This is a genomic window from Sphingomonas sp. BL-S-30 (genome assembly GCF_055521475.1).
Genome location: NZ_CM145481.1, coordinates 799,155 through 812,940, shown reverse-complemented (window position 1 = coordinate 812,940; position 13,786 = coordinate 799,155). Strand labels below are relative to the sequence as shown.

Annotated in this window: 9 protein-coding genes; 2 read left to right on the top strand and 7 right to left on the bottom strand. The window is 65.8% G+C overall.

Annotation, left to right across the window (positions count from 1 at the left end; all coding sequences use genetic code 11):
- Positions 1-27 precede the first annotated feature (27 nt).
- From ACZ1I5_RS03625 to ACZ1I5_RS03605, 5 genes are read right to left on the bottom strand one after another with little or no spacing between them, the layout of a single operon-like run.
- Complete coding sequence (locus ACZ1I5_RS03625) at positions 28-1,029, bottom strand: DUF4402 domain-containing protein (RefSeq protein WP_465172379.1); 1,002 nt, start codon at positions 1,027-1,029, stop codon at positions 28-30.
- Positions 1,026-3,707, bottom strand: a complete 2,682-nt coding sequence (locus ACZ1I5_RS03620; protein WP_465172378.1) for a hypothetical protein — start codon at positions 3,705-3,707, stop codon at positions 1,026-1,028. The genes ACZ1I5_RS03625 and ACZ1I5_RS03620 overlap by 4 nt, the downstream gene beginning before the upstream one ends.
- Before the next feature lie 16 nt (positions 3,708-3,723).
- A complete protein-coding gene (locus ACZ1I5_RS03615; RefSeq protein ID WP_465172377.1) occupies positions 3,724-4,683 on the bottom strand; it encodes a hypothetical protein in 960 nt (319 codons plus the stop codon).
- 25 nt (positions 4,684-4,708) lie between these two features.
- Positions 4,709-5,131, bottom strand: a complete 423-nt coding sequence (locus ACZ1I5_RS03610; RefSeq protein WP_465172376.1) for a hypothetical protein — start codon at positions 5,129-5,131, stop codon at positions 4,709-4,711.
- Between the two features lie 30 nt (positions 5,132-5,161).
- Positions 5,162-5,692 (bottom strand): DUF4402 domain-containing protein, encoded by a 531-nt coding sequence (locus tag ACZ1I5_RS03605; protein ID WP_465172375.1) that lies wholly within the window; start codon positions 5,690-5,692, stop codon positions 5,162-5,164.
- Positions 5,693-6,313: 621 nt separating this feature from the next.
- On the opposite strand from ACZ1I5_RS03605, the gene ACZ1I5_RS03600 reads away from it, so the two are divergent.
- Both ACZ1I5_RS03600 and ACZ1I5_RS03595 read left to right on the top strand, forming a co-directional pair.
- Positions 6,314-8,380, top strand: a complete 2,067-nt coding sequence (locus ACZ1I5_RS03600) for a phosphocholine-specific phospholipase C (protein ID WP_465172374.1) — start codon at positions 6,314-6,316, stop codon at positions 8,378-8,380.
- Between the two features lie 56 nt (positions 8,381-8,436).
- Positions 8,437-9,804, top strand: coding sequence for an MFS transporter (locus tag ACZ1I5_RS03595; RefSeq protein ID WP_465172373.1), 1,368 nt, complete (start codon positions 8,437-8,439; stop codon positions 9,802-9,804).
- Here the strand turns inward: ACZ1I5_RS03595 and ACZ1I5_RS03590 are convergent.
- Together ACZ1I5_RS03590 and ACZ1I5_RS03585 are read right to left on the bottom strand one after the other, a co-directional pair.
- Positions 9,780-10,547, bottom strand: a complete 768-nt coding sequence (locus tag ACZ1I5_RS03590; protein ID WP_465172372.1) for a DeoR/GlpR family DNA-binding transcription regulator — start codon at positions 10,545-10,547, stop codon at positions 9,780-9,782. The genes ACZ1I5_RS03595 and ACZ1I5_RS03590 overlap by 25 nt on opposite strands.
- A gap of 110 nt (positions 10,548-10,657) precedes the next feature.
- On the bottom strand, positions 10,658-13,666 hold the full coding sequence (locus ACZ1I5_RS03585; RefSeq protein WP_465172371.1) for a TonB-dependent receptor: 3,009 nt from the start codon (positions 13,664-13,666) through the stop codon (positions 10,658-10,660).
- Positions 13,667-13,786 lie beyond the last annotated feature (120 nt).

Sequence of the window (13,786 nt, the reverse complement as noted above, 5' to 3'; positions counted from 1 at the left end):
GGCAACGTGCCCGGTCAAGGCATCGGTCTAGTTATACTGCACGGTAACGGTCACGCTGCCACTATAACTTTCCGCCGGCGTGGCGGCGGACAGGTTGAAGCTGCCGCCGACCTGGAGCGGCAAGGTGGCGGCCGCGCCGAGCGCGCCGCTGAGCACCTGCGCGCCGCTCACGGTCGGATTGGTGGTCACGGTAATGCTGCCGGTCGCTCCGGTCATGGTAAAACTCGGCACCGATACCGAGACGCTCTGCCCGCCTTCCCCACTGATGATGAAGGCCCCCGCGGCGGATGCAGACGAGCCGAGCGCCTTCACGCCGATGCCCGATACGGTGACCGCGCCGGTGGCCGGGGCGAGGCTGACGGTCCCGGCCCCGCTCGAAGGCTTGCTGATCCGCCCAAAGGCCAGGTTCTGCGACGCCGTGATGGCCAGCGCGCGGAATATGCGCGCCTGGACCAAGCCCGCCAAAACGCTTGCCTGACCAGCGCCATTCGTGCGCGAGACGGTCACGACGAAGGCGGCCGTGGCCAGCCCCGTCGCGGCGGCTGTGTCGTTCCCCTGAACCGGTAGATCGAAACCGACCCAGAATGTCCTGGTCTCACCGCGGCCAAGCGGATCGATGGTGAAGGAAATCGAACTGCCGCTCCCGGGTGGCGTGACGATCACGGCGGTTGCGCCCGATGTCGACACCGTGAAATTCTGCAGCGCCGCCGCGCGACCCGTAGGGGCACTCGTCGTCGTGATCGTCACCAGCACGTCATTGTCGTCGCACTTCTTCGAATTGTTGCATTCGACGGTGACGAGCGACCGAACCGCCGCGGTCGAGAGCCTGGTCCCGGCGCCGGAGATCCGCGAGACCGTGCCGCTCGCCGGATCGGTCCGCAGGAGGGTCTGACCGCCGGCGGCCGCTGCGACGTTACCGAAATCAGCCGTCGATATCGAGGCAACGGTGACCTTCTGCGCGCTGGCCGGGTCGGCGCAGGCAATGGCGGCATACAGCGCGACAATGGCCCAGAAGAGGAGACGGATCATCGTTGCGCACTCCGGTTGAAGAGGATTTCGCCCTCGGCGACGAGGGTTCGTCCATCGGTGCCGACCATGACCTTGACCGGCGCTGCGAGGCTCATTGCGAGGCGCTCGGCCTGATCCGGATCCAGCTCGATCCGGTAGGTGCCGGGCTTCACCGCATCGAACACCGCCGAGCCGTCGAATTCCGTGACGCCCGATATGGCCGCCCCCGAGACGGGGACCAGACGGATACGCACCGCGGAAAGACCGGTCATGCTGCGGTCCTTCTGTCGAAAACCGAGGCGGACGACGAGTTCGGAGCTGGGCACCATCGGGTAGAGGATCCGGGCGACATCCCCGGCCCTCGGGGTAAAGGCGATGCCCTGCGGCGGCGAGCTGACGAACACCGTGTCGGCACCGGACGTGTCGGCGCGCAGCATGGCGCCGGCCCCGTCGCCCAACCCCGTCACGAAGGCGCGGCCATGGGCGTCGGTCGTTACCGGGCGGCCCGCGCCCTGCAGCACGACGCCGGCGACGGGCGCCTCGCCCGGATCCGGGAGGCCGTTGGCGTTGGCGTCGACAAAGGCGACCAGCGCCGCGCTGCCGCCATTGGCTGGACCGGGCGCCGTCGCGCGATAGTGCCGGCCGAACGGATCATAGACCAGGCCGAAATTGAGCTGCAACGCAACCCGCCAGCGCCGTTGGCCGGTCGCGTAATCCGCCCCAAGGGTCGCGTCCGCGAAAGGCAAATGCGCCGAGAGCCCAGCCTGCAGCGTCGTGCCGCCGCCCCGCCCGAAGACCCGCGTCGCACCCCAACGCAAACTATACCGATCATCGATGGCCCGGTCGGCGGTCAACCCCAGGTCGCGCAGCGTGAGGCTTGGCCTGATCTCGTAGTCGGCGCTGGCGCGCAATTGCCATCGGTAGTTGACGAAACGCGAGGCGGCGACGGTTCCGCTGAACTGGTCCGCCTTGAAACCCGGGCCCGTGCGGCGTGTGTAATCATTGGCCACCGCTACCAGCGTATTGGCGACGCTCAGGGTCGTGCGGCCCCGCGCGGAAAAACTGGTACCGCCGTCCGCGAACCGGGCATGGTCGAACCGGCCCGAAAAGGGCAGCCGAGCGCCGCCCGGCAAAGGCAGGGAGACATCGAAAACCAGCTCGCTGTAGCGCCGGAGCGGCCGGGACACGTCCCAGATGGCATTGGCCTCGTCTGCGAAGACCCCGGAATATTCGACGTGCCGGGCGACGAGGTTGAGACCTCCGACACGCCCGGCGGCAGCCAGCGACGCGGCGACGCCCCCTGCGATGTCCTTCGCCGCATCGGCCTGCACCGACATGCCGAGGAGCGACGTCCGGACACCTCCGGCGACCACGTCGTGCCGGCGGCCGGACATATCCGTATAACGCGACAGGCCGGCGCTGAGCGTCAATCCCGCGGTAAGGCCATGAGCGAGGCTGAGCACCGCGCGCATTGAACCACGGTCGCGCTCGCCAGGCAGGACATCGTCGCTCGACAGCGGAAGGACCGGCCGGTCCTGGACGACGATGCCGGCGTCGATCACGGTTTGTCCCGCAGCGAGCTGACCGCCCCCGACATTGATCACACGGGTCTGTTCGGCGCGCTCCCCCCGGGGGCCATAAAGCACGATGCGGATGATGTTGCGGCCGCGCACCAGCGGCACATCCGTGAAATCGTAACGACCCTGAGTCTTCACGCCCTGCTCGCCATTGCGCAGCACGTCATTGACATAGAGCTCCACATCATAGCCGATCGGCAATTCGCCGCGCAGGTCGATACGCTGGAAGACGCTGGTATCCCCGATCCGCGCGGTGGACAGCGTGATGCCAGCGCCGCCGGTGCTGCGCGGACCGAGCGCCTGCGCGGGCGTGTAGACATCGCCGGCGGCGACGAAGCTCGCGTGCAGCGGGCCGAGGAGATCGCCGTCGATCGATCGCCGCTCGGCCCGCAGGCGCGCCGTCGAGAGATGTCCTAGATCGTCGGTCGCGACATAGCCGGTGACACTGGCGCGCGCCATGTCGAGCGCGATCCTTCCTTCCAGCCGCGTAATCGGCCGCGCGCGACCGCTATCGTTGCCCAGTTCCAGCCCGATATCGAAGGCGGGGCGACCGAGCCAGCGATAGGGCGTGGCGACGCGCAGCACCTGATCGGCCGGATCGGGCGGGCCGGAAAGGCCGGCCATGCGCTGCGCCCGTTCGCGCCGGGACTGGAACGGCAGCTTTTCAGTGGCAGTCAGGACCAGCACCAGATCCTCCGGCGACGAGATTATGGTAATGGGAAGCAGCCGCTGAACCAGCGACGCTCTGAGGTAGATGTCGGTACCCGTTACCTTGACGTCCGCCGGGCCGATGGCGATGACGCCGCCGCCGAGCCGGGCCGTCCCCGCCGACAGGTCGATCGTGAGCGCGCGCTGGCTTTCGCCCAGCCGCCCGGTCACGAGCCCGGTGTCCGGATGTACCTCAAGCGGAAGATCGAGCAGACGGGACAGCTCGCCAAATGGAATCAACGGGTCCGCAGGATCGCCATAGGCAGTCAGCGCATCCGTCAGAGTTGCATGGTCGATCTGCACAGCAAAGAGCAGCAACTGATCGGACAGGACCGACGCGTTTACGAGTTGCGCGGGCGCAACCCAGCCGTCTCCTGACGGGCCGGGCGCGGCCACCAGGAGGGCAAATGCCACAGGCTCGACCAACATTTCAGGGTACGGTGAACGTCCTTCTGGCAAGCTCGCCAGGCTTGCCGTCCGCGGTGAAATAGCTGACCGTCACCGCCTCGCCCTTGCGCAAGGCACGCGACAGGGGGATTCGGGCCAGGCGTTCGTCGACCTCCGGATAAACGCCGAGACCACGGACGAGGCCGACGACCTCCCCGGTCCCGCCCGTTCCGGCCCGCACTTCGAGATCGCCATAGAGCGACGTCGTTCCCTGGCGCATGACCGGTATTTCCAGCACTGGCTTGTCGCCTTCCGGCCTCGCCGCAATGGCGCCCAAGGTCGCGGTCGCATTGGCCGCTCCCGTTCGCACGATAAGCGGGATCGACACGCCGAAGATCGACTGGACCCTCAACACCAGCTCGCCCCTCGTTGTCGCCGCGACCTGTTCAGCGGTGAGGCCGGAATCGGGCGTGGGCAGCGTGGCGACGGTGAGGTGGGTGCGATATTCCACGACGTCAGTCGATTCCGGCAGGCTGGCGCGGATTCGGATCACCCTGCCCTGGCCGGGCGGCAAGGTCAGGCGGCTAGGAACCGCCAGCAGCAGGAGCTTGGCCGAGCGCACCGACGCAGCGGCGGCGACCGCGGCCGGGCCCTTCTCGGCCGCGCGCGCCACCGGCAGAATCTCGCCGGACGGCAGCATCACATTGTCGATCAGCGCGACATCGACCGTCACGGCGGCATTGCCCTGGTTGAAGACATAGACCGTGTCGCTGCGCTTGGTGCGATCGAAGATGATTCGGCGCGGCGTGAGATTGATGTTCGCGACACCGGTCTCCGCCCCGCCCGCAACGGGCGGCGGTGGCGCCGCGGTCGTTTGCGACGCATTCTGGGCGGCAGCGCCGGCGCACAGGACGCACAGGGCGAAAGCGGTGGTGGCAGCGACCGCGGCGCGCGCAAGGGCGGGAGGGCCCTGCGTCGTATGGACTTCATGAACCTCGATCATCGCGCGAGTGCCTATCTGCTAGCGGTCAGTTGAATTGGGCAAGGACCAGGAAATTGTCCGGGCCGCCGCCATCCCGTAGTGGCGTGAGGCCGACCTTGGCGTCGGGGTTCGCCACGATGGCGCGCGCAACACCGGACGCGACATCCATCCTGTAATAAGCGGTGGACAGCACCACGACCTCGTTGGGAAGACGGCTCCCGGAGCCAGAGCGTTCGGGCAGAAGCAGCGACACGGAATCGCCGGTACGCCCCGACAGGAACACGGTGGAGAGGATATCGGTCAACAGGTCATACGCGATCCCGGCACCGACGGCTTCACTTATCTCCACCGCGCCACCTGCCGCGGCACGCTGACCTTGCGCGACGACCGGTGACGGCGGTGACACCGCAAGGACCGCCCCCACGACAATGGCCCAGTGACGCATTGCCCGGCGGCGGTCCTTGCCCATGTCCATCGTTCCCTACAATCCGCTAGCGGATCACTGATAGGCAACCGTCACGTCGAAGGTGCCGCTATAGGCACCGGTCACCTGCGTCGAGGGCAGTGCGAAATTGCCGCCGACATAGAGAGTCTGGGTGCCAGCCGCGCCGAGCGCGTTGCTGAGCGTCGTCGTGGCGCCCAGATCCGGCGCGAGCGTGATGGTGATCTTCTTGGTGGCATCCGTGCTGAGCGCCAGGTCGAAGCTGGTCGGCACGCTGACGGTAGCGACCTGGCCGCCTTCGCCATCGATGGTGAATTTGGCACGCGTCGTGGTGATGCCGCTCAGGGCGATCGCACCCGAGCCGGCGGTCACAGCGTCCGCCGTGTTGGCGATGGCGACGGTGCCGCTCCCGGTGCTCGGCTTGACGATACGGCCGAAGGAGAGGTCGACATTCTTGGTCAGGGTGAGCGGCTGCACGATAGTCGTGCTTCCCGTCGCCGTGGCTGTCGCGGAAGACTGGGCAAATGCCGCCGAGGAGCCCGCAGCAAGGCCGATGGTGATGAACGCACCGGCTAAAATCTTCTTCATGACTCAAATCCCCACTAAGTACCGCCCCAACAAATGGGCGCGGTTTCCCGAAAAGGCTGTGCCTTTATTCAATTGATCGCAAATATCCTGGCCACATTCATGGTCTACGGCCAGACAAGATCCGAAGCGGGATCTTGAGTTGTATTTTTAAATTACAACCACAGTGAATATTTCTAAAACCGCAAATGCACTTAGTCAAGTGGCAGTACTTGTGCCAAAACAGCGCGGTATTTTCAACTTAACCCTTTGACAAGACAGGGATAAAAGGTCCGATACGGCCCAAAATGCCGTCCTCGCGCTCCATGCAGGCAAGAAAAAAATCGCGTAAAAAAGGTCGGAAAACCGATGCAACGCCGTTCCGAGAGCCGGCGCCCCGTCCGGGAATTCGACCTCCCAGCGATTCGACCTCACGCTAGTCTAGCTGCGGGTGCCGCGTTCCTCGCACCGCGAGCGCGCATCGTCGCCGGCAGGCACGCGCCTGTGTTGACGCAATGACCGTTCCGCTCAGAAATTCCAAAAAACCTGGAGTCTCGTCACATCTCTTCCACATAGCGCGGCTAGCTGCGGGGCCGCTTCGACCAATACCGCCGCGCCGGCGGGATCAGATAAAGGAAAACACGCGTGACGATCGACCGCAGGGCTTTTCTCCTCGGTGCCTCCGGAGCCGCCATCGCCACCAGCGAGCCGGCACAGGGGTTGCGCCGACTGGGCGGGCACGGCTCGATCGCGGATATCGAGCATGTCGTGATCCTGATGCAGGAGAACCGATCGTTCGATCATTATTTCGGCACGTTGCGCGGCGTGCGCGGCTTTGGCGATCCGCGCCCGGTAACGCTGCCGGGTGGTAAGCCGGTCTGGGCGCAACGCCGCGCGGATCGTGACGGGGGACAGATCGCCTGGCCGTTCCGGCTCGACTACGACAGCAGCAACGCGCGGTGCTTCACCGGCCTCGACCATAGCTGGAAGGACAGCCAGGCGCGCTGGCGCAACTGGGACGTGTGGGCGGACCAGAAAGGGCCGCTCACCATGGCGCATCTGACCCGCGCCGACATTCCCTATTATTACGCGCTGGCCGACCAGTTCACCATTTGCGACAGCTATCACTGCTCGCTGCAGGGGCCGACCGGTCCCAACCGCCTCTATCATTTTTCCGGCACGAACGGCCTCAGCGTCGGGCAGGAAGGGGTTTATTGCGTCACCAATGGCGGCACCGACGGCAACCCCGGCGCGGACATGACGAAGGACGACGCGACCGAGGGGCTGCCCTGGCGCACTTACGCAGGGCGGCTGGAGGAAGCCGGCGTCTCGTGGCGCGTCTATCAGGAGCTGGCCAATTATTCGGACAATCCGCTCGGCTATTTCAAGGAGTTCCGGAAGCTCGATCCGGCATCGTCGCGCTACCGGCGCGGGCGGGCCTATGTCGACTGGATCGGCGGCGCGGCACCCGCCGACCCGGAAAAGACGCAGGCACGGCATCTGATCGCTGCCTTCGCCGCGGACGTCGCCGCCGATCGCCTGCCCTCGGTTTCCTGGATCGTGCCGATGATGCAGATGAGCGAGCATCCCGATGCGCCGGTACCCTTCGGCGAAGTGCTGATCGGCAACCTCGTCGCGGCGCTCGCGGCGAACCCGACAGTCTGGGCGAAGACCGCCTTCATCCTGAACTATGACGAGAATGACGGGTTTTTCGATCATGTGCCAGCGCCCATGCCGGCGATAGAGCCGAGCTATGGCGCGAGCAATGTCGATGTGCGCAGCGAGACCTATCAGGGCGAGCCGGTCGGGCTCGGCCCGCGCGTGCCGATGCTGGTGATCTCGCCCTGGACGCGCGGCGGCTGGGTGAACTCGCAGCTTTTCGACCATACCTCCGTGCTGCGCTTCCTGGAAAAGTGCTTCGGCGTGGCCGAACCCAATATCTCGCCCTGGCGTCGCGCGGTGTGCGGCGATCTGACCTCGATCTTCGACTTCGATGTGTCGCGCGAAGCGCGTCTCGACACGGGCTGGGCGGCGGCGTTGCCCTCGGTCGCAGGCTATATCGCCGAAACCGAGCGGCTGTGCGCCGGCGCCCCTGCACCGGCGATCGCCAAGGGCAACGGCGTACCGGCGCAGGAGCCCGGAACACGCCGGGCCCGGCCGCTGCCGTACCGCTTCGCCGTCGAACCCAGTTGGTCCGACGCCGGCCTGACCTTGCGCTTCGAGAATCGGGGGTCGGTCGGGATTGTGTTCGGGGTGCAGGACGAAACCCTGTTTTCCGGCTGGCGCTATTTCACCGTCGCCGCGACCTCGCAGCTCGAGGAAGCCTGGCCGCTCCGCCGGGACCGGCCGCATGCGATCGTCGTGCGCGGGCCCGACGGTTTCCACCGCGAGTTCCGAGGCCATGGGAACGCGCCGCGGGTCGAGGCGGCAATCGCCTGGCGTGAGGATGGGACAGGCGGCACGCTGCGCCTCGCCAATCGCGGCGATGACGCGGTCGCCATGACGCTGCACTGCGCCCATCGCGGCACCAGCGAGCAGGTCGCGGTGCCCGCGGGCGCGAAAGCGCAACGGCCAGTCACGCTCGCCGACCATCGCTGGTACGATCTGATGCTGACCGCGGAGAATGGGGTACGCCTGCGCCTGGCGGGGCATGTCGAGACCGGCGCGCCCGGTGTCAGCGAACCCGCTTTGGCCTTCCCACACCCGGCCTGAGCCGTCCTCCGCTACTGTCATCATCATGTTGCCAAGCCTGCCTAGGGCTCCGCTCGATGAGGGCGGACGAGATGGAATCGGGCGAAGACGCGGCGGCGGACGTCAAGATACTGGACCCGCGCTTCCTGTCGCTTGCAGCGATGGAGTTCTGGGAGCGATTCGCCATGTACGGCGTAAAGTCGCTGCTCGTGCTGATCCTGGTCGACCGGGTGCTGGTGGGCGACCTGTCGCGCGTGATCGGGGCGTCGGCCGTTCGCGCGGCGAGCACCGCGCTGTTCGGCCCGGTCTCCAGCATCGCCCTCGCCTCCCAGCTCTATGGCTATGCCAATGCGCTGATCTATCTTTCGATCCCGTTCGGCGGGCTGGTGGGCGACCTGATCGGCAGCCGGCGAATGATGGTGGTGACCGGTGGGGTCGGCATGCTGCTCGGCCTGATGATGATGCTGAGCGAACACAGCTTCCTGATCGGCCTGATCCCCTTCGCGATCGGCACCGGGTTGCTGAAGGGTAATTTGTCGGCACAGGTCGGCTTGCTGTTCCGCGACGAAGCGCAGCGGCGGCGCGGCTATGCCGTCTATCTCGGCTTCCTGAATGCAGGGGTGATCTGCGGCCCGCTGGCCTGCGGCGCCGTGGCGGTGGTGGCGGGGCCGGTCAACGCGATCGGCGCGGCCATCGCCGCGGTCGTCCTGGGACTGGTCTTCTATCTGCGCATCGGCGGCGAACCGGAGCGCGCGGCGACGGTGGCCGTGCCGGCCGGCGCGCCGCGCGCGCCGCTCGCCACGACCGCGCTGCTGATCGTCACGCTGGCCGCGATCTATCTGTGCTTCGCGGCCTATGAACAGCTCGGCAACATCTTCCTGCTATGGGCGCGCACCCAGGTCGACCTGCGGGTGGCCGAGTGGACGATGCCGGTCGCCTGGTTCCTGTCGCTCGACGGCGTCTTCACGCTGGCGCTGATCGCCGGATCGCAGCTGGCGATCCGCGCGCTCGAGCGGCGCGGCATCGCGATCGGTCCGGTGGTGCAGGTCCTGCTGGGCGGATTATGCTGCGCGGCGGGATATCTGCTTCTCGCGGTCGGCAGCGCGAGCAGTGGCGGGGCGCCGCTGTCGCTGCCATGGGCGCTTTGCTATCTCCTGCTGATCGACAGCGCGATCGTGCTGATCTGGCCCTCCGGCCTGAGCCTGATCGCCGGCGTCGCGCCGCGCCGGCTGGTCGGATTCTGGATGGGCCTATTCTACCTGCACGGCTTCTTCGCGCATTTATGGGTCGGCTTCAGCGGCGTCTATTACGAGCGCATGGCGCCACCGTCCTTCTGGCTGCTCCAGGCGGCGGTGGCGGGTTCGGGCGCGCTGCTGATGCTGCTGGTCGGGATACCGCTGATGCGCGCCGTCAAGGAGCGTCAGGCGACAACGACCTCGGCGTGAGCGAACGCCCGGGCATAGTCGTCTTCGAGCGGCCGGTCGGTGACGAGAATATCGACCTCGCCGAGCGCCGCCGTCTGGATCAGCGCATAGCGGCCGAATTTGGATGAATCGGCGCCGAGCAATACCTGCTTCGACGTGGCATAGGCGATCCGGCTCATCTCCGCCTCGCCGGGATGGAAATCCATCAACCCGCGCTCGATGCTGATCCCGCCGACCGACAGGATCGCAAGGTGCGGGGTGAAACCGCGGACAAAGTCCTGCGCGTGATGGTCCGAGAAGGCGCGATAATCATAGTCCATCTGCCCGCCAGCGAGGAACAGGCGGTTGTTGTTGATGCCGCCGAGATCGTTCGCCACGCGCAGCGAATTGGTGATGACGGTCAGCGCCCGCCGGTCGACCAGCTGCCGCGCGATGAAGCAACTCGTCGTGCCGGAGTCGATGAACAGGATCGCGCCGTCCAGGACGAACTCGGCGGCCGCGCGGGCAATGCGCAGCTTGGCGTCCGAATTCTCCTCCATCCGCTGATGTAGCGGCCCCTCATGGACCGGCGCCGTCATGCGCGCGCCGCCATGTTCGCGGATGATGACCCCATGATCCTCGAGCGCGCGAAGTTCGCGGCGGATCGTCTCGTCCGACACGGCGAGATCCGCCGCGAGTGCCGTCACCGACAATGTCCGTCCGCTTCGCAGCCGCGACATGATTTCGCGCTGGCGTTGTGATCGTTTCTCTATCGCCCCCTCCATCGTGCTTGTTCCCGCTAGCCCGCTGTTCCGGCCGACCATGCTTGGTGTCCGGGTTTTTGCAAGCGGGATGCCCGGGGCCGGCCGCGCGGGCCGGCCCCGGGGATATGGCCTCAGAAGCCGAAGCGGGCCGTCAGCCGCACCGAGCGCGGCGTCTGATAATTGACCGGCGCTCGATAGTCGGGGTTAGCCGATCCGTCGCCCAGTTCGCCGAAATTGTTATACGACGTCACCGCATGGCTGTTGAACAGGTTGAACACGTCGAGACGCACCGACGCGTCGACCCCATAGGGCAATGGCAGATGGACGACCGCGCTGACATCGAATTGAGTCAGCCAGTCGCCGGTGAACGCCGTGCCGCGCGGAATGAGCTTGCCCTGACAATAATAGGCATAGCCGTGATAGGTGTTCGCATAGGCATCGACATTGACCGGCACCGCGCCGATGCAGCTGTAATGCACGGGTGACTGGAGAACGGCGTTGGCGCCCAGATCCAGCATGTCGAGCAGACGGTAGCTGCCATAGGCCTTGAAGGTGTGGCGGCGATCGTTCGGCAGATAGCCATAAGCGCCGTTGACGAAGCCCGGCGAGTCGAAGTCGGCGGTGCGGTTGATCGCCAGCTGGCCATTCTCCGATCGCACGCCGCCCTCGTAATTCCCCTTGTCGAAGGCGAGCGTGTAGGAGCCGGCCAGGCTCCATTTCTTGTCGAAGCTGCGGTCGAAGGTCAGCGTCAGCGCGTTGTAATTGCGGCTCGGCTTGGGATAGCCCAGGTCGGCCGCCTTCAGCGTCACCGTCGGCGTCGAGCCGTCGGGCAGCTTGTTGATTTGCACCGTCACGTCGCGCCCGGGATTGGCGATGACGAACTGGCTGCCGCCCGGATAGGCCGACTGGCACGCAGCGGCGGTAAAGCCCTTGCCGACGCAATAGGCGCGTGCGCCGGCGTCGATCGAGATGTCCTCGATCACGTCCTTCAACTCGCGGTGCGTGAAATAGGCACCGATCCGCACATGATCGCCGAACTGATGCTCGGCACCCAGGATGAACTCGTTGCTCGACTGCGGCTTGATGTTGGTGGCGATGGCGCCGGCCGGGTTGAACGCCGAACCATCGGCCGAAACTTCGCAGTTCCGCACCCCGGTATCGGGGCAGGCGGTCGTGTTGACGACTGACAGGATCGGGGCGCCCTCGGCCGGGATGCTGCCCGCGCCGCTGACGCCGTTGAAGCGGTTATAGCGGGTGTAGGTGACCAGGCTGCCGGCGACGTTCAGGTTGATGTCGCCTGCCATCGGCAGATAATATTGCGAATAGGAGCCGAAGATCTTTGTGCGCCCGTCGCCCAGCGGATCGAACGAAGCGCCGACGCGCGGCGCCCATTGGTTGCCCGATTCGAAGAAGGACTTGCCGTTGACGCCCTGATTGCTGAAGCGGTCGTTGCGCAGGCCAAGATCGAGGCGCAGGCGATTGTCGAGCAGCGACCATTGGTCCTGCAGATAATAGGCCTCGTTGCGGACATGCGCGATGCCGTTCTGGGCATAGACGCGCGTCGTATAATATTCCGTGCCGACCGGCAGGCCGATGCGCGCGGCGGAATCGGCGGTGACGGCGAAGATCTTGAACGCGCCGGCGCCGATCGTCTGGAAGGTCTGCGCCTGAGTGTCCTTCTCATGGTCGTAGCCGATGCGGACATGGTGCGACCCGAACAGATGGAATTGCAGGTCGGCGTCCACACGGTAGAATTCGCGCTGGTCATCGGTGCTGCTGAAGGCGTCGGTCACCTTGTTGAGGCCGATCTGGATGCCAGCCGGGTCCTTCCGGTAATCGACGACCTGCGGATTGACGGTGTCGAGCGGAAGATTGCCCGAGCGCAGCTTGTTGACGCCGTACGCGCCCGACAGCGTCAGCCACGGCGTGAAGGTGCCGGTGTAGCGGCCGACATAATTGATGCCGCCCGCCCGGGCATTGGTACCGCCCGTCTTGTTGCCGAGCGTGTGGTTGGTCCGGTCCCAATTGTAGCTGCGGTTATGCGTATCGTTGGTCGTGTCGAAATAGGTGAACTCGAAATGATGGTCACCCGTGATATAGCCGTCGATCTTGCCGCCCCAGAAGGGGCTCGTATTCGTCACGCCGGTTGCGTTGTTCTGATTGGCCTGCGGCGTCATCGAGCGGATGTCGCGCATATTGTAGAGACCATAGACGAACAGGTGATCCTTGATGATCGGGCCGCTGGCCTGAAGGATCAGTTCCTTGCGGCTGGCGGTGGCGTGGCGATAGTCGATGGTGCGGGTCGACGGCGCATTGCCGCGCAGGTCATCCGGTTCCCAGATGCCGGTCACGCTCGCATGATATTCGTTCGAGCCCGACTTGGTGGTCGCGACGACATAGCCGCCGGTCGCGCGGCCGAATTCCGCCGGGGCGCCGCCGGTCTTGACCTCGACCGTCTGGTAGAAGTCGAACGGCACTTCGGTCGGCTGGCCGCCCGAGACGAAGTCGGTGACGTTCAGGCCGTTGATGTAGAAGGCGTTCTCGGTGAATGCAGCGCCGGCAATCGAGACCTGGTTGGCAAAGCCGCCGTTCGAGGGCGACGAACCCTGCACGGTGCCCGGCGTCAGCAGCATCACGTCGCGCAGCGAACGCCCGATCGGCACGCGCTGCGTGAGGGACGCAAGGTTGATCGTGCTCCCGACGGTGGTGTCCTGGAAATCCGCGACGCGCTGGCGCGCACCCGTCACGACGATGTCGCCATTTTGCGACTCCGGGACCAGGCGGTAGCTGTTGGCCCCGCCGGTCTCCCGCGTCAGCGGCACGCTGGACTCGCTATAAGCCGTGAAGCCGTCCGCCGTGATGGTGACATCGTAATTGCCGGGCGAGAGCTGCGGGATGGTATAGGCGCCAGCGCCATCGGTCGTCGCCGTGCGGCTGACGCCCTTGTCCGAGGAGGTGATCTTCACCTGCGCATCGGCGATCGGCGCGCCGTCCATCGAGGTTACCCGGCCCGAGGCGGAAATGTTGGTGTAATCCTGAGCGCCGGCAGGCGCCGCCGCCATGACGACGACCGCGGTCGAACCGAGCATCAGCAACGCGCGCAGAGCTGCGCGCGACGAAAGTCGCGTGAAGCGGAACATCGAATTTCCCCTTTTGGTGATTAAAGCCGGAAACGCGGTGAAACCGCGTCACGGAGGGTCCGTTATGCGGAGGCTGTGGATTTTTTGTGACAATACGACAGAAAATGCACAAAAACTGTG